A 26,341-nucleotide genomic window follows, 5' to 3' on the forward strand; every position below is an offset into this window, starting at 1 on the left:
ATTAATTATGAAAAATCCAAAAGAACACTCAAACAAAGGAAATTACAAAACCTTCTTTATAATGTTGGCTTGCTCATTTGTAGCAATGTACATAACGATGTATTTAAACACCTATTCCATAGACCACGTATGGTTTAGTTTAACACGATTCTATATGACGTGTTTAGGAATTTCAACAATGGCAGTAATAATGTGGTTTTTTATGCGAAAAATGTATAATGATAAAAAGAAGAATATCGCAATACTTGCAGGTAGTTTTATACTGTTTGTAGGTGCATTAGGGTTGGTAAGAACACAAGCACCAATTATTGGTGATGTCCTTTGGATGAAAGCAATGATACCACATCATTCTATCGCTATTTTAACAAGTGAAAGAGCAGATATTCAAGACCCAGAAGTTAAGAAATTAGCAGAAGACATTATAAAAGCACAACGTAAAGAAATAGAAGAAATGAAAGCAATGATAAAACGATTAGAGAATGAAAAATAATAAAATAGTCATATATATTGGCATACTCGTAGTAGGTGTGTTATTGGGTTGGTTGCTTTTTGGTGGTTCATCAAAAAAAGATACAGAACATAATCACGATGCGGTTGCAGAAACTAATCAACTATGGACGTGTTCTATGCATCCACAAATTATGCAACCAGAATCAGGCGATTGTCCTATTTGTGGTATGGATTTAATTCCTGCTGATGGTGGAAGTGATGGTTTATTAGCAGACCAATTCAAATTGACTGAAAACGCAATGGCTTTAGCTAATATTCAAACATCTATTGTTGGTAAAGGCAATGTTGAAGGCAATACTATCAAATTATCTGGTAAAATTGCTGAAAACGAAGAAGCAAATGCAGTACAGGTAAGTTATTTCGCTGGAAGAATTGAACGTTTGAATGTGAGTTTTACAGGCGAAGAAGTTCGTAAAGGTCAGTTATTGGCAACCATTTATTCACCAGAACTCTATGCAGCACAACAAGAATTAATTACAGCAGCATCTTTAAAAGAATCACAACCTGCTTTATACAAAGCAGTCCGTAATAAACTGAAATTATGGAAGCTCTCTGAAAATCAAATCAATCAGATTGAAGAAACAGGAAAAGTGAAAGAAAATTTTCCTGTTTATGCAACCTTTTCGGGTACTGTTACAGAAAAATTGGTAGAGCAAGGCGATTACATTAAACAAGGACAACCCTTACTTAAAATTGCTAATCTAAACACGGTTTGGTGTAACTTTGATGTGTATGAAAATCAGATTGACCGCTTTAAAAAAGGACAGGAAGTGATGATAACAACCAATGCTTATCCTAATAAAGAGTTTAAAGGTAAAGTAGATTTCATTGACCCAGTTTTAAACACGAAAACAAGAACTGTAACCTTACGTGTTGTTTTAAGCAATAAGGACGATGTATTTAAACCAGGAATGTTTGTAACCGCAAATATTGAAGGCAGTACAGCTAATAATGATGACCTATTAACAATTCCTTCATCTTCTGTGTTATGGACAGGTGAACGTTCTGTGGTGTACCTTAAAACAAATCCAGACCAACCTATTTTTGAAATGCGTGAAATTAAATTAGGCAATCAAATTGGTAATGAATATGAAGTTGTAGAAGGATTATTTGTTGGAAATGAAATAGTGACTAACGGTACATTTACGGTTGATGCAGCTGCACAATTACAAGGCAAAAAGTCGATGATGAATAAAGATGGTGGTAAAGTAATGACTGGACACGAAGGTCATTTAGGTATGGATAACAATGCATCTAACAAAGAAAGTGACCACACTAATATGAATGAGCGTTTGGAAGTATCAGCGAAATTTCAAGAGCAGTTAAAAGCTGTTTTCAATGCGTATATCAATTTAAAAGATGCTTTAGTAAAAGAAGATTCAAAAAGTACTTCAACAAGCACAAAAACTTTGTTAAATAAATTGAACAAAGTAGATATGAAATTGTTGTCAGATAATAAGGCGCATAACCATTGGATGTCATTAGAAAAGGAAATAAAATCTTCTGCAACTTCAATTTCTGAAACATCCGATATAGAATCACAAAGAGACCATTTTAAACATTTATCATCACATCTAATCAATGCTGTACAACTATTTGGTGTCAATGAAAAAATCTATGTGGAATTTTGTCCAATGGCAGATAACAACAATGGTGCATATTGGTTGAGTAAAGAAGAACAAGTAATCAATCCATACTTTGGCGAAGCAATGCTAACCTGTGGTGAAGTAAAACAAGTAATAGAATAATAAATCAAGTAATAACAATTAAATTTTAAACAATGAATTTTTCAAAGAAAAATCACGAACACAAAAACAAAAATGTAATCGACGTGAGTAAAAAAGTAATTTTAAGTGTAGCTGTAATAGCAGCATTAGGTTTGACAAGTTGTAAAAACGAAACCAAAAAAGAAACAGAAACCACAACTACTGAAATGTCAAAAGATATGGCAATGACAGACCTGTCTTTTGGTGTAAGAGGAAATTGCGGAATGTGTAAAAGCACTATCGAAAAAGCAGCTAACGGTGTTGAAGGTGTAGCAAGTGCTAATTGGGATGTCGATAAAAAGAAGATTGATGTGTCTTTTGATGATACAAAAACCGAAGCAATGGCAATCCATAAAGCAATCGCAGCTTCAGGTTATGATACCGAAAAAGTTGCTGGTGATGAAGAAGCATATAATGGTTTACCAGATTGTTGTAAATACGACCACGAAATGATGATGAACCAATCAGGTGAAATGAAAAGTGATGACCATTCAAATCACGACCATTAAGCAATTAACTAAAGAGTCTTTTTCGGAAGGCTCTTTTTTATTTATTTAGAAATGCATAAATTATTTGCACTACCATTGCATTTGATAATTTGTATATTTGTCTAAATTATATGAAAATACTCGTTTCCATATCAATGTCTATTTTATTCTTTTTTCAAGGGATAAGCATAGATTTGGACTTTTGTGGTCCAATTAAAGAAATTTCAAACATTATTACCCATTATCAAGACCATAAAGTTTATGGAGACTCTTTCCTTGATTATGTAGTTGAAGATTATATTGGCAGCGATGCTAAAAATGAAGAGCATCATCATAACCCAGATAAGGAGAATACACCAGTCCATTCTCATAATCAGTGTTGTCACCCTTTGGTATTAATTATTGCGAACAATAATCTGGCATTAACCAATCAACTAAAATTTGAAGAGAAAAAACAGTATAATTTACATAAAGTAAACTTCACTTCCAGATATTTGGAATCACTTTTCCAACCACCTAAAGTATAATTCAGTTTTTAATGGATAGCTATATCCAATTTTGAGCCTAAAGGGTTCTTTTCATTTCGTGTAATTCTATTTCTTATATCAGAATTGTATCGAATAATTTAACTGAATTAATACATTTTCTATGATTAATAAAATCATTGATTTTTCAATCAATAACAAATTCATTATTGGTTTGCTTACGCTTACCATAATTGGTGCAGGTATTTGGAGTATGACAAAAGTACCAATCGATGCTGTTCCAGACATTACTAACAACCAAGTACAAGTCATTACGCAAGCACCCAATTTAGGTACAGAAGATATTGAACAAATTGTTACCTATCCTATTGAGGTGGCAATGAGCAACCTTCCTGATGTACAGGAAATTAGGTCAATCTCTCGTTTTGGTTTATCGGTGGTTACCATTGTATTCGATGATGATATGGGAACCTATCTGCCTCGACAATTAGTAGCTGAAAAACTAAACGAAGTCAAAGAGCAAATTCCTGCTGGTTTTGGCGAACCTACTATGGGACCAATTTCAACAGGATTGGGAGAGATTTACCAATACACTTTAAAAGTAGCACCAGAGTACAAAGACAAATATACCGTCACAGATTTACGCTCAATGCAAGATTGGATTGTACAGCGTCAAATGGCTATGGTTGAAGGTGTAGTTGAAGTAAACGCCATAGGTGGTAAGATTAAACAATACGAAGTAGCGGTTGCCCCAAACGATTTAAACGCTATTGGTTTAACCATTACAGATGTATTTAATGCGCTTGAAGCCAATAATCAAAACACAGGTGGTGCGTATATCGAAAAAAACCATCAGGCTAATTTTATTCGCGGTGAAGGCTTGGTGCGAAGTTTTGAGGACATTAAAAAAATCACAGTCAAGAATATTAATAATATTCCCGTAACTATAGGAGATATTGCTACAGTACAATTTGGTTCTGCAATACGTTATGGTGCATTAACTCAAGATGGCGAAGGAGAAGTTGTTGGTGGTTTGGTAATGATGTTAAAAGGTGCTAATTCTAATGATGTTATCGCCAATGTAAAAGAGCGAATGGCTCAAATAGAAAAGTCATTACCAGAAGGTGTCATTATAGAATCCTTGTTAGACAGAAGTAAATTAATTGGAGAAACAACTTCTACAGTTACCACCAATCTTATTGAAGGTGCATTGATAGTTATTTTTGTCCTTATCTTCTTATTAGGAAATTGGCGAGGTGGTTTAATCGTAGCTTCAACCATACCATTATCCTTATTATTCGCCTTTATTTTAATGAACGTGTTCGATGTTTGGGTAAACTTAATGAGTTTGGGAGCAATAGATTTCGGAATTATAGTTGATGGAGCGGTAATAATAGTTGAAAGTACAGTATTTCTAATTGCATCACAAGTCCTGAAAAAGAAACAGCTTACATCCAAAGAACGAGATAAAGTGGCATCAAATGCTTCAAAAAAGATGATGAATGCTGCGTTCTTCGGTCAGTTGATTATCCTTATTGTTTTTCTACCCATTTTAGCTTTACAAGGTATAGAAGGAAAGATGTTTAAGCCAATGGCGTTGACATTTATTTTTGCTATGATTGGTGCAATGGTACTTTGTTTAACGTATGTACCAATGATGTCTGCTTTGGTGTTAAGAGCACCAAAAACCGATAAAAAATCCTATGGAGATAGATTTGTGCATTGGGTTGAAGATAAATACCAACCTTTATTGGTTAGAGCATTGCGAAAAGGTAAATGGGTAATCGGGATTGCAGTTGTCTTGTTCGGGATAACCGTTTTTATGTTTTCAAGAATGGGTGGCGAGTTTATCCCGCAACTCGATGAAGGTGATATTGCATTTCACGCTATTTTAAAACCAGGTAGTTCACTTACCGAAACTATTGAAACTACTACCAAAATAGAACAAATAGTAAAATCCAAATTTCCAGAAGTCGAAAAAATTGTTAGTCGTATTGGTGTTGCCGAAATACCAACCGACCCAATGCCAATGGATTTAGCTGATGTTTTTGTTATTCTGAAACCTAAAAGCGAATGGACAACAGCAGAGACAAAAGATGAATTGATTGAGAAAATGAAAGAAGCGGTTGAAATCGTTCCTGGTGTTAATTATGAATTTACCCAACCCATCGAAATGCGTTTTAATGAGTTGCTTGAAGGTGTGCGTGAAGATATTGCCATAAAACTCTATGGTGAAGACATTGACATACTATCCCAAAAAGCTGAAGAAATATCTAAAATTATTGCAGGTACTGAAGGTATTGGAGATATGAAAGCCGAAGCCACAACAGGTTTGCCACAAATGACCATTAATTACAACAGAAACAAATTAGCACAATACGGACTTCAAATAAATACCCTAAATCAAACCGTACAATCTGCATTTGCAGGTGGTACAGCAGGTGTGATTTTTGAAGGTGAAAAACGCTTCGATTTAGTGGTACGTTTAAGTTCTCAAAACCGAAAGGATATTACAGATGTTCAAAATCTATATATCAATTTACCTTCGGGTGCTCAAATTCCTTTGCGTGAAATTGCAGATGTAAGTTACAAAGCAGGACCAATGCAAATCAGTAGAGACAATACCAATAGAAGAACATATGTAGGTATCAATGTAAGAGGTCGTGATGTCAAATCTTTGGTAACTGAAATAAAATCAAAATTAGATGCAAAATTGGAATTACCATCAGGTTATTTTATTCGCTATGGTGGTGCATTTGAAAATCTGGAACGTGCCAGCAACCGATTACAAACCGTTGTTCCTATTGCATTGTTGCTCATATTTATATTGATATACTTTGCATTAAAATCTTTACCACAAACCTTAATGATTTACATAGCCATTCCAATGGCAACCATTGGTGGCATTGTAGCCTTATGGTTGCGTGATATGCCATTTAGTATTTCAGCAGGTGTTGGTTTCATTGTATTGTTTGGCGTTGCGGTTTTAAATGGATTGGTAATGATAAGTGGACTTAACGAATTAAAAGACGAAGGAGTAACCAACCTAAAGGATAGAATAGTTGAAGGCACTAAACGAAGAATCAGACCTATTATGTTAACTGCTTTTACAGATGTGTTAGGCTTTCTGCCAATGGCGATTTCGTCATCAGCAGGTGCAGAAGTACAACGTCCATTGGCTACTGTGGTAATTGGTGGTTTGTTAACTTCTACTTTGCTAACGCTATTCGTATTGCCCATTTTATACCATTGGGTAGAAAACAAATCATTTACGTTTAAACCGAATAAAAAGTTGGTTACAGCAACAGCAGTATTTCTTTTACTGTTTGGTTTTTCAGCACAAAGTAATGCACAAGAGAAAAACGATACAATTCCCGAAATTTCATTACAGGAAGCGATAAAACTTTCCAAAAGTAATTATCCATTATTAAAACAAAAGCAGTTGGAAATTACAAAGCAAGAGCAATTAAAAGCGACTGCTTATGATTTTGGAACAACACAAATTTTTACAGGAGGAGAAGAAATTAATAGCGGTAATGGCATTTATACAACCATTGGCATTGGTCAATCTAATATTGATGTATTTGGTATAGCTTCTAAAAAGAAGTTACAAGAACAACGCATTCAATTGGCACAAAAAGCCTTTCAACTTTCCGAATTGGAATTAGAATTGGAAGTCAAAAAAGCGTGGTCAAAATGTTATCAAATGAAACGAAACTATGATTTGTATAAAGAACTGGATTCCATTTATTCAAAATTTGAACAAGCAGTAGCTTTAAATTATGAAGTAGAAGCTATTTCTAAATTAGAATATTCAGCAGCAAAAAATCAAGCGTTTCAAATTCAGAATAAAAAAGCGCAAGCCTATAGTGATTATCTTATTGCTTTACAGCAATTCAATTTGTGGTTGGTTTCAGAAGAAATTTTTACGGTTTCAGATGAATTTGATGTAGCTATGGATAATGATATGGAAATGTCCAATATTGAAAGCCATCCATTGTACAGTATTTCGCAGAACATTGTAGATGAAGCAGAAGCCAAATATAAAGCTGCAAAGGCGGATAATTTACCGAAGTTCAATCTACAAGGTGGTTTACAAAAAGTAAATGGCAATTCAGGGTTTTACACCTATCAAGCAGGTATTTCCATTCCGTTTTTATCAGGTTCTAACAAAGCACAAGTTAGAAGTGCCAGAATTGATAAAGACATAGCGGAAACTAATGTAGCGTTCAAAAAACAGGAAGTACAATCAAGGTTTGTTCAGGCTAAAGAAAATTATATGAAATGGAAAACATCTTGGGAGTTTTACAAAGACCAAGTTTTACCATTAACAAAAGAGCAAAAAACAGGTGCATTACTGGCATACAGAGAAGGCGAAATAGATTATACTGCATTTACGCAGTTGATAAAAGAGGCCATTCAATCGGAACTTGAAGCACAGACTGCATTAGTAAACTATTTAGAAAGCACATTTCAATTACAATATTTTAATCAATAAGACAATGAAAAATAAAATATATAAAATCCTTACCGTAATGGTGTTAACCATTTTTGTTTCAGCTTGCGGAAATAAAGAAAATGATTATCATTCTCAAAGTGAAGAACAAAAAACAGAAGTTAACAAAGAAAATAATGAAAGCGAAGAAGTAATGCTTTCACAACAGCAATTCGATGCTTTAAAAATGAAAATAGATACGTTGGCATTACGTAATATGAGCGGTTATGTAGAAGCTAACGGAACGTTAGAAGTGCCACCACAAAATGAAGCAGCTATTACCACAGTTATCGGTGCAAATGTTGTTTCAATTGAAGTGATTGAAGGTGACAAGGTTAATAAAGGTCAAGTTGTGGCTTATCTCTCGCATCCCAATATTATACAAGCTCAAACTGATTACTTAAACGCATATAGCAATAGTAATTTTCTGAAAAAGAATTTCGAACGTCAACAAAAATTATATGAAGCAGGTGTTGGCTCTGGTGCTAATTTTCAAAAGGCAGAAGCAGAATATGATGCATCAAAAGCAATGGTAAATGGTATGCAAGCCCAATTAAAAATATTAAATGTCAATACCTCTTCTGTTCGTAATGGCACAATTTCGCAACGCATTGCTTTAAGAAGTCCAATAGAGGGTTTTGTACAAAAAGTTGAAGTAAAAACAGGTCAATATGTAGAACCACAAACCGAATTATTTGAAATTGTAAATACGCATCACGTTCACGCAGATTTAATGGTCTTTGAAAAAGATGTTTATAAGGTACAGAAAGGTCAAAAAGTAAACTTTACAGTACAATCCATTCCAGATACAGAACTTACCGCAGAAATCTATTCAGTAAGTAAAACATTTGAGGACAATCCAAAAGCAGTTCACGTTCACGCAGAAATAGAAAACAAAAAAGGCAACTTAATTCCTGGTATGTATATTCAAGGGAAAATACAAGTAGATAATACCCAAACAAAAGCCTTACCAGAAAGTGCAGTTATAAAAGAAGGCGATAGATATTATGTGTTTTCAGTTGAAAAAGAAAATAATGATTGGAGTTTTAAACCTATAGAAGTTGTGTTAGGTAATAAAGATGGTGATTGGGTGTCAATTCAATTTATTCAGGACATAGAAAGTAACACGCAATTCGCATACAATAATGCTTACTACCTTAACGCAGAAATGAAAAAAGGGGAAGCAGAACACGCACATTAATTATGGAAACAATAGAACAAGTATTAGAGTCAAGAAATATTCGGGTTACGGCAATGCGTCTATTAATTTATAAGTTTCTTGCTGAAAAAGAGGTCGCTGTTACTTTAAGTGACATAGAAAATGCGTTTGCAAAAGCAGACAGAACTACTTTATACAGAACAGTAAAAACTTTTGAAGATAAAGAAATAGTTCATCAAATAGACGATGGTACGGGAATTACAAAATATGCGCTCTGTGAAAAAGGATGTAATTGTGAAATTGAAACCGATTTACACCTGCATTTCCATTGTAATAATTGCAATGAAACTGTTTGTTTAACAGAGCATAAAATACCTCAAATAAAAGTGCCAGATGGTTTTGTGTCTGAAAACGTCAACTTGGTGGTTAAAGGTATATGCGATAAATGTAGTACCTAAAAATGCACTTCCATTGCACTTAATTTATCAGTATTTTAGATTCAATAATTTAAACTACATAAACAATGATACAATTAATCAATACAGAAAAAAACAATTTAATATCGGCAACAATTAGCGGTAAAATATCAAAAAGTGATGTAGAAAAGATTCATCCACTTATACATAATATTATTGAAAAAGGTAAAAAGGTTGATTTTTATTTTGAAATGGAAGATTTTACAGGTTATACCTTAAAAGGTTTTTGGGAGGATATAAAGGTAGATAGCGCACACACTTCCGATTATGGGAAGATGGCTTTTGTAGGTGAAAAAAAATGGCAGAAATTTGCAACCAAAGTTACTGACTTTTTTACAAGTTCAGAGGTAAAGTATTTTGATTTAAAAGATAAAGAACAGGCTAAAAACTGGATTATGTCTTAATGTCAAGTCTTAATATTTGCATTCAATAAGCAAATGAAATTCAACACAGTAATACCAAAATACTTAAAGCCATTCTATAATAAAGAGTTGCTGTGCTATAAAAAAGCATTAAAAGGACAAGATTTTAGTACAGCTTGGTATCATTTAGAGCGTAGTCATATCATTGGTCAATCCTATCCGATTGAGCATACCTATTCGCATTGGTTAATGTTACAGTTCGGATTAATGCAAAAAAACAATAAAGAAGTATTTGGACAATTAATGCGATTAGCTGTTGGTGGATGGAAATCATTTATAAATCACGTTCCTGTTGGTAATACTGGAGGAGCAAATGTACCACCTTTAAAACGTATGGCTATTCCAAATGACATTAAAGAAATATTTAAAGTAAATGACATTAAAGAAATATTTAAAGTAAATGAAAAAAAAGAAAATTAATTTAAGAGATTTAAAACCAGGTTCAGAGACCCAACATAGTCACGATGATGGTCACGACCATGGAGATGGTAGTGCATTCAAAACATACATTCCTGCAATCATAAGTTTTACAATGCTTATTATGGGTATAGCGGTAGACTATTTTGATGCGATACCTCAATTTGAAGGATGGGTTCGAGTAGTTTGGTACACTTTAGCATATATTCCAGTTGGATTTCCAGTAATTAAAGAAGGATGGAAAAGTCTTATAAAAGGCGATGTTTTTACCGAGTTCTTTTTAATGTCTATTGCTACAATTGGTGCATTTATAATTGGTGAATATCCAGAAGGTGTTGCAGTAATGCTATTTTATGCAGTAGGTGAATTATTTCAAAACGCAGCAGTAAATAGAGCAAAAGGAAATATTAAAGCATTATTGGATGTTAGGCCAAAAGAAGCCAATGTATTTCGTGATGGTGATTATGTTAGTGTGTCGCCAGAAGCTGTAAATATTGGAGAGAAAATTCAAATTCGTGTAGGCGAAAAAATTCCATTGGATGGTATTTTATTATCCGAAAAAGCATCTTTAAATACAGCAGCTTTGACAGGCGAGAGCAAACCAGATTCCATTCAGAAGGAAGCCAAGGTTTATGCAGGTAGTATTAATTTAGAAAGCGTTATTGAAGTTGAGGTAACCAATAAGTTTGAAGACAGTTCTATTGCAAGAATATTAGACTTGGTTCAAAATGCTACAGCTCGTAAATCGAAGACAGAATTATTTATCAGGCAGTTTGCTCGTATCTACACACCAATTGTAGTGTTTTTAGCTATTGGTGTTACTTTTATACCTTACTTTTTTGTAGATGATTATGTGTTTAGAGATTGGTTATACAGAGCATTAATTTTCTTGGTAATATCTTGTCCTTGTGCGTTAGTGATTTCAATTCCATTAGGATATTTCGGTGGATTGGGAGCAGCTTCAAAAAATGGAATCTTATTTAAAGGTGCTTCATTTTTAGATGCAATGACCAAGATAAATACTTTGGTAATGGACAAAACAGGAACCGTTACCAAAGGTGTTTTTAAAATCAAAGAAGTAAAAGCAATTGGTTGGAATGAAACCGAATTTATGCAATACCTAATGGCGATGGAAGAGCAATCCACGCATCCAATTGCTAAAGCCATTTTAGAGTACAAAGCTGAAGGAGAAGATTTTGAAGCACAAGACGTTTCTGAAATTGCTGGTAAAGGTTTAAAAGGTATTGTAAATGGTAAAACTATTTTAGTAGGTAACAAAGCTCTAATGATTGCCAATAGTATTGATGTTCCAACTGAAACGGAATCTATTGTAGAATCTATCGTTTTAGTAGCAATCGATAATCAATTTGCAGGTTATGTAGTAATAGCAGACGAATTAAAGGAAGATGCAAAAGAAACTATTTCAGCATTACACAAAGTAGGAATCAAAAATATTATGATGCTTTCCGGTGACAAAGATTCCATTACGCAACAAGTCGCAAAAGAATTGAATATTAAAAATGCTAAAGGTGGATTATTACCAGAAGATAAATTAAACGAAGTTGAAATTTTAAAGAAAAATCCTGAAAACAAAGTGGCTTTTATTGGTGATGGCATTAATGACGCACCTGTTTTAGCAGCAAGTAACGTTGGTATTGCAATGGGTGGTTTAGGGAGTGATGTCGCAATAGAAACAGCAGATGTCATTATTCAAACAGACCAACCTTCAAAAGTGGTAAAAGCCATTAAAATTAGTCGTTCAACCCGAAAGATTGTGTGGCAAAATATCATACTCGCATTCGGTGTTAAAGTGATTGTTCTAATTTTAGGCGCAGGTGGTTTAGCAACAATGTGGGAAGCAGTTTTTGCAGATGTTGGAGTTGCACTTTTAGCAATATTGAATGCTGTAAGATTACAAAGAATGAGTTGGAAATAGCCAACCTATTAACGAATATTAATTCTAGTTTTAGTTAAATTATAAATATTTGATCTCAAATTGCAAATTTCCTCGGAACTTCTTACACTTTTTGTACCTCAAATTGTTTAAAGTACTATAAATAATCGAAAACTTAATTCTGCATCGGAAAGTAAGCAAACTCTAGAATTATAGATTAAGCACTTTAATTAAATAGACTTATTTTCTAATTTTAAAAGTAGGTACAGCTAAGCCTATATTTTTACATTTCATAGAATAAAAATCAGTACATCTTATTTTTTTAATAGACTTGTAACAAATTACCTGATTTTTATAGAAGTGATTGATTTATATTAAGTTATACTTCATTTAAAAGGGTCTTCTTAATTTTCAAAAGACTAAACATTAGTTACTAATTAGATTGATAATAGCCTATAAATGTTTAATAAAAAATAATTAGAAGTATTAAAATTAAAGTTATGGGAGAATTTATTAAAAAATACGAGATTTGGGTTTATTTAGTCCTTGCACCGTTAACTAGTGTTCTTTTTGTAAGAGCTAGAACAAATGGATTAATTTCTAGTTCTATTTATAACAATGGTCGTTTTGTAATGCTATTGTTTCTTTTAATCTGCATATTAAAATACACGAGAGGTAATAAGGGCATTTTAAATTTATTTAAGCCAATGCTTAATTGGAAGGTTCATCCTAAATGGTTTCTTTTAAGTCTAATATTCCCATCTACAATAGCCATTATCGCACTACTAATTAAATCTTTTTATCATGAAGTTGGCTATGATACATTTTTAAGTTTTCAGCCCGATTCTTTTAAATCATATTTACGGCTGTTAGTATGGGCTTTTCTTGGTGAGGTTGTCTGGGTAAGTTATAGCATTAATGAATTATCAAAAAAAACAAATCCCTTTTATGCTGGTCAAATTGTAGCTGTGTTTTGGGGTTTATGGTTTGTTCCTGTAATTCTTCTAGGAGAAGGTATATTTCCTAAAATCCCGTTAATCCCAGCTTTTATATTTAGATTTGGATCTGCAGGTATGTGTGCATATATTTACAGTAATACTAAAAGTGGTATATGTGTATTATTATTGCAATTTGCAGTGAATTTCACTTTAGTTTCGTTTGCTGTAACACCAACCAATGGCGGTCCAAGAACGTACACACTTTTTGGTATTATTTACTTCTTAACAATGTTGACAGTTTGGGGAGTAGATTATCTTATAAAAAATAGGAAAAACAAGGAGTCTTTGCGGAGTAGTATTAGTTCTTAGAATTAAATAAACCATATTAAGAATATCTACTACAATTAAGGTTTGTATGAGTATTTCTCTAACTTACAAGTTCAATTTTAATTGTAAACACTTATAATTAAGTCAATATTATGATGAGAAAAGTTAAGAATAACATAATAGCTATAACGAAAGATGTTTTAGGTAATATCCTTGTCACTTTACGCCCTCAGAAAGTAAAGGAATTATCAAAGAAAGGTTTAACGTTAGAGCTTGGTGATAATTTAAGCTTATCAGAAAGGCTAATGAGAAGGGCATTTCTTAAAAAAGTAGGTAAGGCAGAAGACTACGATAAGCTCTCTCAATTACATAAAACATACTGGACAAAGCAAGGAGATGATTTTGTTAATCACACGCAAAATAAATTAGCTAATACTAATTTACCAGCATATAAAAGTATACTTGAGGTTCTTAATAAACAAGTGACTGATGGATCAATTAAATTTAATAAGTTAGTCGAAATAGGAACAGGTAACGGAAGTGTTTTAAACTATTTATCTTCAGAATTTTTAAGTATTGATCACTTCGTCGGAATAGATTTAAGTTCAGAACAAACTATTATAAATAAAGAAACTTACAATAACAATTCTAAGTTGGATTTTGTTGCTGGAGATGTCTTAGAATGGATAGAACATCAGGAAAAAGGTGATATGGTATTTTTAACATTCAGAGGAGTTTTAGAATATTTTACACAGCGACAATTGGCTGATTTCTTTAAAAAATTAAATGATTTAGGTAATATTATATTTTTTGCCATTGAGCCCACAGATTCCAATCATAACTACGAGGAACATCCAGGTTCTAAGGTATATGGGTTTGAGGCATCATTCTCTCATAATCATAAAAAGCTTTTTGAAGAAGCAGGTTTTAATATTTGGCATACAGGGCAAAAAGAAGAGCCTTGGCATCCTCATATAATGAGGATTATAGGTGCTAAAAACTTCTAGTTTTTTTAAATTAAAACTCACATAACAGTTAACTCTATTATCGTTGTAATTGCCTTTAAATCAATCATATGTTTTACTTTTTTAAAGACCTTAAATAATTTATCTTATTTATATAATAATTTCATTAAACAATATTTTTTGTAATACTTTAATTATCAATACATTTATCTCATTTATTGTCAAAATTCACATAATCAACAGACCTTTTTTAGGACGGATTGTTTTTTTTGTTCTTAAACCGAAAAAAGGGTTATATAACTAAAATGTTTTATCAATATCAAAATTAATAATAGCTTTAATTTCCCTTAAGAATGTCCCCTTATTTAAATATGAATTTATAATTAAGAAGTAGTTTAATTACTATCTTTTCTATAGGTCAAAATATTAATTTATGAATTTAACCGAACAAGAAATACTCGAGTCAATTAGGGAATTTAATGCGACTGATTTTGAGTTTCCAAGAGATCTAACGATTATAGATGTTTTTGCCCTTCAAGTTAAAAGCACACCAGATCTTACAGCTGTTGCCTGTAATGGAACTAAACTCACATTCAAAGAATTAGATATTATTTCTAATCAATTTGCAAATTACTTAGTCACCAATCATACTATTAACAGAGCAGATCTTGTAGGTTTAATGATAGATCGAAGCGAATGGGTTGTAATTAGTATTATAAGTATACTCAAAGCTAGTGCAACATATGTGCCTATCGATATAGAAGCACCTCAAGCACGTATAGACTATGTTAAAAATGATAGTAATTGCAAGTTTATTTTAGATAACACAACAGTAAAGAATTTCAAAGCTTCAATAGAGTCATATAATAAAAATCTTGATTTTAGTATAAATTCTGAACCTGAAGATTTAGCCTATATCATTTATACCTCAGGTACTACGGGTAACCCAAAGGGTGTAATGATAGAGAATAAAGGTGTTGTAAATTTAATAACATGGTTAAAATCATATTATAATATAAAAGCGGGTGAGCGTATATCCCAAATTGCTAATTATTATTTCGATGCCTCTGTAGAACAAATGTTTTTGGGACTTTTAAGTGGTGCTGCCCTAGTTATGATTGATAGTGAAGTGCTCAAAAATCATAAGCTAACGGAGTTTGTAATTGAAGAAAAAATTACACATTTACATGCAACGGCGAGTTATTTAGAAACCATTACCGATTTATCTAAGGCTACGTCCATTAATCGTATAGTTTCAGCAGCAGAGGTTTGTACTACAAAACTGGCTGAAAAATTATCTGTTTTTGGAGATTTTTATAATAAGTATGGACCTACAGAGACAACAGTTGCTTCATCTATTTATAGATATTCGCCAGAGGATGCTAATGAAAATTCATTATCGATTGGTAAACCTTTAGGAAACACTAAAATCTATATACTTTCTGACGATTTAGAACTATGTCCAATTGGCGAGACAGGTGAATTATGTATATCTGGTGTAGGATTGGCAAAAGGCTATCTAAACTTAGAGAAACTAACTTCAGAACGATTTATCGATAATCCGTTTGAAGAAGGACAAAAGTTATATAGAACAGGAGATTTTGCAAAATGGCTACCTTCTGGTAATTTGGAAGTTATAGGCCGTAAAGACGATCAAGTAAAGATTAGAGGCTATCGCATTGAGTTAGGTGATGTTGAAAATGTTATTAATTCGATCCCAAATATTAAAAGAGCTGTTGTTATAGTAAATGATGCTATTGCTGGTGAAAAACGATTAGTGGCCTACATGCAATCCGAAGATGGATCTAAGGATACATCAACTTTGCAAAAACAACTTAAAGAAAACCTTCCATCTTACATGATGCCATCTTTATTAATTTGGATGGACGATTTTCCAAGTACGGCAAACGGTAAGATTGATAAAAGAAGTTTACCAGACCCAAGAAATGTAAGACCAGAATCTGCACCAATACTAAAAAAACCGAGAAATAAATTAGAAAAAGATATTGCTAAAATATGGAGTGATCTTTTATGCATTTCAGAAGTTGGTGTGGATGATAACTTTTTTGAAATGGGAGGTACATCGCTTTTAACGCAAAAGGTAGTGGTGTTAATTGCTGAAAAGCTAAAAATAAAAGTACCAATAACAAAACTATACCAGCATCCAACAATTGCTCAATTGGTTAAATTTTTAGAACCTTCCAAGAATAAGAAAGCAATATCTCAGCAAAAAAGAAAAACTAAAAGAGAGGCTAATAGTGATATCGCCATTATTGCTATGGCAGGACGTTTTCCTGGTGCTAATTCTATACAAGAATTATGGGAGGTATTAAAAGAGGGTAGAGAAACCATTTCGTTTTTTACACCAGAAGAATTAGATAAAAGTATACCAGATGAGCTTCGTAACGATCCCTTATACGTTGCTGCACGAGGTATTGTTCCCTCAGCTAAAACATTCGATGCTAAATTTTTTGGACTTAATCCAAAACTTGCATCTGCAATGGATCCCCAACAGCGCTTGTTTTTAGAGGTAAGTTGGGAAGCTTTAGAACAATCAGGCTATTTGCCAAATCTTTATGATGGTACAATAGGTGTTTATGCAGGCGTTAAATCAAACACATATTTTCTAAATAATGTATTTCCCAATAAAAAGCTGATGAGTCAAATTGGGAGTATGCAAGCAATGACTATTAACGATATTGGTTATGTGGCAACACGAGCAGCCTATCATTTAAACTTAAAAGGTCCTGCGGTAAGTGTGCACTCAGCGTGTTCTACATCATCGTTAGCTATAGCACAGGCTGTAGAAGCCATACGTAACGGACAGTGCGATGTGGCATTAGCAGGTGGCTCTAGTGTTACTTCGCCTATGCATAGTGGTCATTTGTATGAGGAAGGTTCAATGAAAAGTGCCGACGGAAGATGCCGACCTTTTGACGCCAATGGCTCAGGTACAATGTTTTCTGATGGTGCAGGTGTTGTACTTTTAAAAAGTTTAGAAGAAGCAAAGCGAGATGGTGATATTATCCATGGTGTTATAAAAGGAGTCGGTGTTAATAATGACGGAGGAGCAAAAGGTAGTTTTACGGCTCCAAGTACAGAAGGTGAAGCTGGTGCAATAAGCAGTGCATTATTAGATGCCAATGTTAAGCCTTCTCAGATAAGCTATATAGAAGCTCACGGAACAGCAACTCCGATAGGCGATCCTATTGAAATAGAAGGTCTACATTTAGCTTTTGGTGAACAAGAATCTAAAGGCTATTGTGCAATAGGTTCTATAAAAAGTAATTTGGGACATCTTACAGCAGCAGCTGGTGTAGCAGGAGTTATTAAAACAACTTTAGCAATGAAGCATCGTCAAATTCCTGCTTCGTTAGGATATGAAAATCCTAACCCATCTATAGATTTTGAAAATAGTCCGTTTTTTGTAAATGATAAACTAAGAACTTGGGAATCCAAAACGCCAAGATTAGCTGGTGTCAGCTCGTTTGGAGTAGGAGGTACCAATGTCCATATTGTTTTAGAAGAGTATAAAACTGATGAACAAAAATCCGATTTAGGTAGACCCTTGCAACTATTAACCTGGTCTGCTAAATCTCAAAACAGTCAAGACGGTTATAGAAATGCTTTAAATGATTATACAAAAAAATGTTATGAGGAATCACTTGGAGATATAGCTTATTCTCTTAGTGCCACAAGAGATGCTTTTCAACATCGTAGCTTCACTATTGCTGGTAACACAATAGAGGCAAATAGTATACTCAATGATGATAATTCTAAAGCTATTTCTAGTAAGGAATTAAAATTGGTTCCGAATGAGGTCGCATTTTTATTTCCAGGACAAGGTTCTCAATATTTACAAATGGGCAAAGCACTTTATGATGGCGAAACTGTTTTTAGAGATGCTATAGATCATTGTGCAGACTTACTAAAAGCTGAATTAAAATTAGATATAAGAGACATAATATATCCAAATGTAAATAGCAGTGAAGCCGAATTAAAGTTAAAGGATACAAAGTTTACACAACCTGCTTTATTTGTAGTAGAATATGCACTTTCACAGCTTTGGATAAGTTGGGGAATAAAGCCGACCTTAATGTGTGGTCATAGTATAGGTGAATTCGTTGCGGCACATCTTGCGGGAATTTTATCTCTAGAAGATGCTTTACATTTAATAACTGTTCGCGGAAAATTGGTAAGTGAACTTCCTGGAGGAAGTATGTTATCAGTTAGAGCTAATTTAGATAATATTAAGGATTTACTTCCAGATACACTTTCCATAGCAGCTATAAATTCAGATCGCTTATGCGTGGTGTCTGGTCCAGATAATGCCATTGAAGATTTTGCTAAAGTTTTAACAGCAGATGGTATTGCTAATATGCAATTATTAACTAGCCATGCCTTCCATTCAACAATGATGGACCCTGTATTAAAAGCTTTTGAAGAAGAAGTACAAAAAATAACCTTAAATGTACCTCGCATACCATTAGTATCAACGGTTACTGGCGATTGGCTTACAGACGCAGAAGCTACAAGTTCCAAATATTGGACAAATCACTTGAGAGAAGCAGTGAACTTCTCTGGTGCAATGGAAACGGTTTTAAACTTAGAAGATCCAGTTTTATTAGAAATTGGTCCTGGTAGAGCTTTAACAACGTTGTCACAACAAAAGAAAGGATTAAAATCAGTAGCTTCAATAGCAAGTATGCCAATACCTAAAGAAGGTGAAAATGCTTACCATACCGTATTTACTGCTTTAGGTAATCTTTGGATAAATGGTATTGAGCCTAGTTGGAGCACTTTTTATGGTGATCAAAAAAGGAAAAAAGTTTGGTTACCAGCTTACGTATTTGATCGCAAGCCATGTTGGTTAGATCCACAGGTTTTACAAGAAACAGTTTCAACGATTGAGCAACCTTTAGATGTTCTCAATGTTAATAACAATAGTATAGAAAATAGTACTACAGTTCCCAAACCTGAAATAAAACATAAGATGAAGAGAAAGCCACTATTGGTTCAAAAAATTGCAGATATTATTGAAGATAATTCTGGAATAGAAATCGAAGCGAGCGAGTCTGATCAAAGCTTTTTAGAGCTCGGTCTAGATTCACTAGTATTAACGCAAATGGCTATTACTTGTAAAAATGAATTTAATGTACCAATAACTTTTAGGCAATTAAACGATGAGTTTAGTACGCCTAGTTTATTAGCTGAGCATTTAGATTCAATCTTACCAGCAGAGGTTTTTGCACCGGTTACAACTACTGATAATCAGGTTGAAAATAGCCAGTCAACTCAGCAAACGCAAGTTGTAGCTAATGTTATTCAAAGTATGCCTGCCTTGCCACAAAATGGACAGAACCCTGCTTTAAATCTTATAGCACAACAGTTGCAACTTTTAGGGCAACAATTACAGTTACTTCAAGGAAATGACAGTTCTGGTGTCTCAAATACACCTATTACGACAAATACATCGATAAACTCTAGTTCTAAAACTTCAACTCACACAAAATCTGTTTCGCCATTACTTAATAATGATGATAGTAGAACAGATGAAGAAAAGAAAGAGCACGATAAACCATTTGGAGCATCACCAAGAATAGATAAAAAAGCGATCGATATTAGTAGTGATCATAGTTTGTTTTTAGAAGACTTAACGAAAGCCTACAATACAAAAACAGCCAAAAGTAAAGCTTATGCTCAAAATTATCGGTCTAAGATGGCAGATCCAAGAGTTGTTACAGGTTTTAAACCATTAACGAAAGAGCTCGTTTATCCTATAGTAATAGAAAAATCGTCGGGTAATAAACTTTGGGATATAGATGGTAATAAATACATTGATATATTAAATGGTTTTGGTGCATGTTTGCTTGGTCACCAACCAGATTTTATAAAAGAGGTTTTACATAATCAAATAGATCAAGGTTTTGAGGTTGGTCCTCAGCACCCATTAGCAGGTGAAGTCTGCGAATTACTTTGCGAGAGTACAAGTATGGATCGCGCAGCATTATGTAACACAGGATCAGAAGCGGTTCTTGGTGCCATGCGAATTGCACGAACGGTTACTGGTCGATCATTGATAGTAGCCTTCTCTAGATCATATCACGGTATTAACGATGAGGTCATTGTAAGAGGTTCAAAGAAATTAAGAACGTTTCCAGCTGCAGCAGGAATTCTTCCTGAAGCGGTAAAGAATATGTTAATACTAGACTATGGTACGGAAGAAAGTCTTGCCATAATTAAAGAACGTGCTCATGAAATTGCAGCTGTATTGGTAGAACCAGTACAAAGTCGTAGACCAGAATTTCAGCCTATAGAATTTTTGAAAGAGGTTAGAGCGATTACCACAGCATCAGATTCAGTTCTTATTTTTGATGAGATTATTACTGGGTTTAGAATGCATCCAGGTGGAGCACAGGCCTTATTTGGTATTAAAGCAGATGTCGCTACATATGGAAAAGTTATAGGAGGTGGAGTTTCTATCGGCGCTATAGCAGGAAAACGAAAATTTATGGATGCGCTAGATGGAGGTTTTTGGCAATTTGGTGACGATTCTTACCCAGAAGTAGGAGTTACCTATTTTGCAGGTACATTTGTACGTCACCCTCTTGCACTAGCGTCCGCCAAGGCATCATTGTTGCACTTTAAGGAAAAAGGACCAAAACTACAAGAGGATTTAGCAAATAAGACAGACCGTCTTGCAACGGAATTAAACACCTATTTTAAAATACACGGGTTACCACTTAAGATTAATTATTATAAATCCCTTTGGAGACTTAATTATTTAGAAGAAATACCTTATGCAGAGTTACTTTTTATACTTTTAAGGTTAGACGGTTTACATATTTTAGAAGGTTTTCCATGTTATATGACAACAGCTTATACCGAAGATGATGTAACACTTGTTATCAATTCTTTTAAAGAGAATATTGAAAAACTTATAGATGTTGGTATTTTCAAATCGGAGGCTAATGGAGACTCAAAGGCTCATAAAGCGTCAATGCTAAATATGCCACCTAAACCAGGTGCTAAATTGGGTATGGATGAATTTGGGAATCCTGCTTGGTTTGTTGTTGATGAAAAAAATGAAAGTAATTATAGTAGAATAGAAATCAATTAGTTGTTTTACCTAACTTGTAGTCTTAATTAAATTATCCTGACCATAATTTAAAAAAATGAAAGAACAATTCGCTAAATCTAAAACAGCCTCTAATTTTAGTCCTTTTTCAGGACCTGAAATTGATCGTGTAATGTATACGACGCAGTCACAGGCTGAGATTTGGGTGGCTTGTAAGCTTGGCAGTAAGGATGCAAATAGGGCATATAATGAGTCTATTTCCTTAATTTTAGAGGGTGATTTAGATAGAGATGCAATATCTAAATCTGTTCAAAATTTAGTAAATAGGCATGAGGCTTTAAGAAGCGTATATAGCACTGATGGTCGTATTATGACGATCTTCAAAGCATTACCAATTTCAATTGAAGTACTAGATGTTTCCGATTTTAATAATTCAGAAAAGGATAGAGCTGTTGAGGATTACTTAGCATCAGAAGCACATTTTATTTTTGACTTATTGAAAGGCCCACTTTTTAAAGTGGGTTTAATTAAGTTATCTGAAACAGAACATCACCTAATACTTACGGCACATCATATTGTTTGCGATGGTTGGTCCATGGGAGTTATGTTAGAAGAGTTGGGCAAGTTATATTCTTCTTATGTCGATAAAGATCACCATAATTTACCAGATGCTGATAGTTTTTATGAGTATGCTAAAGAGCAACAGGCATTTCTAGATAGTGAAGCTCATAAAGCAATAGAAAGTTATTGGCTAAATCTTTATAAAGATGAAGTGCCTCAATTGACGTTACCAACGGATTTTCCGAGACCAGTACTAAGAACTTTTAAAAGTGGACGTCTATATTTCCCAATTCAAAATGTATTAATTGATAGACTTAAGAAAACTGGAATAAAAGGCGGAAGTAGCCTTGTGTCTACCTTATTATCTGTTTTCGAGGTTTTTATTAGTGACCAATCTGGCCAAGATGATATTGTGGTAGGGCTACCTTCTGCAGATCAGGCAGCTAATGGTAAAAGACAAATGATTGGGCATTGTGTAAATCTATTGCCATTAAGGACTAAAGTTGATACTTCACATAGTTTTATAGATTATTTAAAACAACGTAAATCAAAACTTTTTGATGCCTATGATCATCAAAAACTAAGTTTTGGAGAACTACTTCAAAAATTACCAATTGCTAGAGATCCGTCTAGAGTACCTTTGGTACCAGTAGTTTTTAATATAGATACAGGTAAGACACTAGGTGTATCATTTTCTGGTCTCAACTATAAAGTAAAAAGTAATCCAAGAGCCTTTGAAGCTTTTGAAATTTTTTTAAATGCAACGGGATCTGATGATAACCTAACCTTAGAATGGTCTTATAATTCAAGTCTGTTTAAACCAGAAACTATTGAGAAGATGTCAGTAGCTTTTCACAATTTGATTGAGAAGTTAGTTGAATCTCCAGATACTAAATTGCAGGAGCTTCTAAAAGTAGATTGTGAGGCATACGATAAGCTTAATGAGACAGCTTCAAGTTACCCAAAAACACCATTGCATCAGTTAATTGCGGAACAAGCAAAACGTTCGCCTAATAAACAAGCCTTAAAATTTAGAACTTCAGAAATAACATATAAAGAATTAGAAAACAAGATTAATACATTGGCTCATTGTTTACAAGAGCAAAGAGTTAAGTCTGGCGATATTGTAGCAGTAGCACTCCCGAGATCTATAGAGCTAGTAGTAACATTATTAGCAATTATGCAATGTGGTGGTGCCTATTTGCCTTTAGATCCTAATTATCCTCAGCAACGCCTAGATTTTATGCTCAATGATTCTGGTGCAGAAGTGTTAATTTCAACTAAAAATTCTGCACTTTCTTTAACAGCAACTCCTACTGTTTTAATGTTGGAAGATTTATTTTCAGGATTAGAAAAGTATCCAAATGATCCCGTAGATGTTTCAGTAAATGCAGAAAATATGCTTTATCTGCTTTATACTTCTGGGTCAACTGGCAATCCTAAAGGCGTTAAAGTAACACATCAAAACCTTGTTAATCTTTTATACGCCATGTTTACTGAACCTGGCATCAATGAGAACGATAGACTTTTGTCTGTTACAACTATTTCATTCGATATTGCTGGACTAGAGCTTTTTTTACCTCTTGTAAGAGGTGCTTCTTTAATTATTGCAGACGAAGAAACAGCAAAAGACACTAGGCTTATGCTAGAAGTTTTAGAAGAGGAAGATATAAGTATTTTACAAGCGACACCCTCTACATACCAGATGTTACTAGATACGGGCTGGGAAAAGCGTTTGCCTCTTAAAATATTATGTTGTGGTGAAGCGTTACCTATGAGTTTAGCAACAAAATTAATGGCAAGAGTAGATGAACTATGGAATATGTATGGTCCAACAGAAACCACAATCTATTCAGCAGGAAAACAAATAAAACTAGATGACAAAATTATTACTATTGGCCGCCCAATAGCTAATACACAAGCATATGTACTTAACGATCGTAATCAATTAGTAGCGCCAGGTAAAATAGGTGAATTGTGTATTGCTGGCGACGGTGTTGCACAAGGCTATTGGAAGCGAGATGATTTAACGTCAGAAAAATTCATCAATAACCCTTTTAACAAACTGAATAGCCCTGTGCTCTATAAAACAGGTGACTTGGTTAAGTTATTACCATCTGGTGAAATTCAATGTTTAGGACGCAAAGATAATCAGGTTAAAATACGAGGACATCGAATAGAGCTTGGTGAGATAGAAGACGCGATAAATAGTTTAGATGAAGTTGAAACTTCTGTTGTAGTTGTAATTGATGATAAACTTATAAGTTATATTGTGAGTAACAAGAATGTCTCCGTAAACGAAGATATTTTAGTTAAATGGAAAATCCACTTAAAGGAGTCACTTCCGTCATATATGGTGCCTCACGCTTTTCATATTTTAAAAGAATTTCCAACGACACTTAATGGCAAAATAGATCGAAAAGCTTTAAATACAACTTCTTCTCAAAATAGTATTTCAGAAAAATATACAGCACCAAGAACAGAAGCAGAGAAACTTATAACAACTATATGGAGTGATGCATTAAATATTAAAAAAATTAATATTTACAGTGATTTCTTTGAGCTTGGAGGGCACTCTTTATTAGCAGTTCGTGTAATGTCGCGTTTAGAGAAAGAAACAGGTCAAAGATTACCACTTTCTGCTTTGATGACGCATTCTACGATTGAAAAGTTAGCACAACTTATAGAACAAGATAGTCAACCTACAGCATGGAGTTCCTTAGTACCTATAAAGACTGAAGGAGATAAAACACCAGTATATGTTATTCATGGTGCAGAGCATAATGTTGTTTTTGTGAGTTCAATAGCTAAATATGTAGATAAAAACCAACCTATATATGGTATACAAGCGAAAGGATTAAATGGTATTGATAAACCGTTTGACAGAATTGAAGATATGGCAGCTCACTATATATCAGAAATTTTAAAGACAAATCCAAATGGACCAATAGCGCTTGCAGGTTATTCTTTTGGAGGTATTGTAGCTTTTGAAATGGTTAGACAATTAAAAGCCATGGGCAAAGATGTTGAATCCATAATTTTAATCGACTGCTATGTCTTCCCTAGCTATATGAAAGATAATGCGGCAGAAAAGAAAGCTGCTAGTAGAAAATACACAGTACAGCGCATATTTTTTCTAGCCAAAAAAATGTTTAGAAATCTCGATAATTTTAAGGATAGAATAGATCTTATAGGAAAGAGGTTTTATTACAAATATCTAAAACTAAGATATGGAAAAGAAGGACAGCATAAAATTCTACATAGTTGGCCTTTAGAATTAGATAAAATGCTTAGCGTTGCTGTTAATAATTATCATATTAAACCAATGGATGTAGAGGTTAACTTACTCAAGGTCTCAGAAGATGATCTCTTTTTTGCACATGATAAAGATTTATTCGGTTGGGGAGAGTTGGCATTAGGTGGAGTAAAGAAGTTTACCACACCAGGTAATCATAACACGTTACTTTCACCACCAAATGATAAGTCGTTAGCGAAAATTCTTCAAGTTATTTTAGATACCAATAGTAATGCAATCTAATTTTAATGTGTCTTGCTTTAGAGTGAAGCCAAAATTTAATTCTATAGCAGAAATACTTAAAGATGATTCTGATTTAAAATTATTTAAGGTAAATATCCCTACCTATTTCGACTTAGTTACTGATTTTTTACAATTTCTATCTTCCGAAGAAATTGAACGATCAAAACGTTATTATTCGCCAAGAGATAAAAACAGATTTATTATTTGTAGAACGCTTTTAAAGTTTATCATAGCAAACCAAACAGGTTTAGAGGTTAAGGCAATTAAAATAAAAAAAGGCGCAAATAAAAAACCTTATTTAGTATCACTTGATTCTCTAAATTTTAATGTTTCACATTCTGAGAATTTTGCAATTATAGCTATAAGTGACAGAGCAATTGGAGTAGACGTTGAATACATAAATCGAAATTTTGACTTTTCGGACATCCTAGCTCATACTTTTAGTGATGATGAACGACAAAAAATTAGAAACTCTGAGAATTCTAAAGAAGCTTTTTATTCATTATGGACTCGCAAAGAAGCCTTTGTTAAGGCTACAGGTAAAGGCATAAGTGACAATTTTTCACAAATTCCATCAATTGAGGGGGCGCATTTAACACCTTCAGATATATTAGGTAATCTCAAAAATTTAAATGTTTTTAGTTTTGATTTAGATAAAGATTACAAATCTTCAATAGCCTATGACGGCATGCTTATAAATAGTAATGAACTTAATATTTATAATCTACCTAATTCTTTTAATGAACTTTTGGCATTTAGTAAGTTAAAGCTAAAATAAGTATAAACACATTAATCGGAAATACATAAACTTTTATAATTGAT

The 26,341-nt window shown here is 33.5% G+C and carries 15 protein-coding genes; all 15 read left to right on the forward strand.

The features are described 5' to 3' along the window. Window positions 1-7: 7 nt before the first annotated feature. Window positions 8-490 (forward strand): DUF305 domain-containing protein, encoded by a 483-nt coding sequence (locus ACFWU4_RS10720; RefSeq protein WP_411127682.1) that lies wholly within the window; start codon window positions 8-10, stop codon window positions 488-490. After that, entirely contained in the window at window positions 480-2,258 is a 1,779-nt protein-coding gene (locus ACFWU4_RS10725) for an efflux RND transporter periplasmic adaptor subunit (RefSeq protein WP_411127684.1), read from the forward strand. The genes ACFWU4_RS10720 and ACFWU4_RS10725 overlap by 11 nt, the downstream gene beginning before the upstream one ends. Window positions 2,259-2,290: 32 nt before the next feature. After that, window positions 2,291-2,785 (forward strand): heavy-metal-associated domain-containing protein, encoded by a 495-nt coding sequence (locus tag ACFWU4_RS10730; protein ID WP_411127686.1) that lies wholly within the window; start codon window positions 2,291-2,293, stop codon window positions 2,783-2,785. Window positions 2,786-2,895: 110 nt separating this feature from the next. Continuing rightward, on the forward strand, window positions 2,896-3,291 hold the full coding sequence (locus tag ACFWU4_RS10735) for a hypothetical protein (protein WP_411127687.1): 396 nt from the start codon (window positions 2,896-2,898) through the stop codon (window positions 3,289-3,291). A 121-nt stretch (window positions 3,292-3,412) separates the two neighbouring features. Then, complete coding sequence (locus ACFWU4_RS10740; protein WP_411127689.1) at window positions 3,413-7,747, forward strand: CusA/CzcA family heavy metal efflux RND transporter; 4,335 nt, start codon at window positions 3,413-3,415, stop codon at window positions 7,745-7,747. A 4-nt stretch (window positions 7,748-7,751) separates the two neighbouring features. Then, entirely contained in the window at window positions 7,752-8,945 is a 1,194-nt protein-coding gene (locus ACFWU4_RS10745) for an efflux RND transporter periplasmic adaptor subunit (protein ID WP_411127691.1), read from the forward strand. Between the two features lie 2 nt (window positions 8,946-8,947). Beyond that, entirely contained in the window at window positions 8,948-9,361 is a 414-nt protein-coding gene (locus ACFWU4_RS10750; RefSeq protein WP_411127693.1) for a Fur family transcriptional regulator, read from the forward strand. Window positions 9,362-9,426: 65 nt separating this feature from the next. Continuing rightward, window positions 9,427-9,783, forward strand: coding sequence for an STAS/SEC14 domain-containing protein (locus ACFWU4_RS10755; protein ID WP_411127695.1), 357 nt, complete (start codon window positions 9,427-9,429; stop codon window positions 9,781-9,783). Between the two features lie 33 nt (window positions 9,784-9,816). After that, window positions 9,817-10,221: a DUF3703 domain-containing protein gene (locus tag ACFWU4_RS10760; protein ID WP_411127697.1), complete on the forward strand. Its 405-nt coding sequence runs from the start codon at window positions 9,817-9,819 to the stop codon at window positions 10,219-10,221. Continuing rightward, window positions 10,202-12,154, forward strand: a complete 1,953-nt coding sequence (locus tag ACFWU4_RS10765; protein ID WP_411127699.1) for a heavy metal translocating P-type ATPase — start codon at window positions 10,202-10,204, stop codon at window positions 12,152-12,154. The genes ACFWU4_RS10760 and ACFWU4_RS10765 overlap by 20 nt, the downstream gene beginning before the upstream one ends. A 458-nt stretch (window positions 12,155-12,612) precedes the next feature. Next, window positions 12,613-13,419, forward strand: coding sequence for a type II CAAX prenyl endopeptidase Rce1 family protein (locus tag ACFWU4_RS10770; RefSeq protein WP_411127701.1), 807 nt, complete (start codon window positions 12,613-12,615; stop codon window positions 13,417-13,419). A 110-nt stretch (window positions 13,420-13,529) separates the two neighbouring features. Next, complete coding sequence (locus ACFWU4_RS10775; RefSeq protein ID WP_411127703.1) at window positions 13,530-14,384, forward strand: class I SAM-dependent methyltransferase; 855 nt, start codon at window positions 13,530-13,532, stop codon at window positions 14,382-14,384. A gap of 391 nt (window positions 14,385-14,775) precedes the next feature. Next, complete coding sequence (locus ACFWU4_RS10780; RefSeq protein ID WP_411127705.1) at window positions 14,776-21,462, forward strand: amino acid adenylation domain-containing protein; 6,687 nt, start codon at window positions 14,776-14,778, stop codon at window positions 21,460-21,462. Between the two features lie 55 nt (window positions 21,463-21,517). Beyond that, complete coding sequence (locus tag ACFWU4_RS10785) at window positions 21,518-25,519, forward strand: non-ribosomal peptide synthetase (protein WP_411127707.1); 4,002 nt, start codon at window positions 21,518-21,520, stop codon at window positions 25,517-25,519. Next, window positions 25,509-26,297, forward strand: coding sequence for a 4'-phosphopantetheinyl transferase family protein (locus ACFWU4_RS10790; protein ID WP_411127709.1), 789 nt, complete (start codon window positions 25,509-25,511; stop codon window positions 26,295-26,297). The genes ACFWU4_RS10785 and ACFWU4_RS10790 overlap by 11 nt, the downstream gene beginning before the upstream one ends. Window positions 26,298-26,341: the final 44 nt, after the last annotated feature.

Source organism: Winogradskyella sp. PE311, assembly GCF_046545555.1.
Lineage (GTDB): Bacteria > Bacteroidota > Bacteroidia > Flavobacteriales > Flavobacteriaceae > Winogradskyella.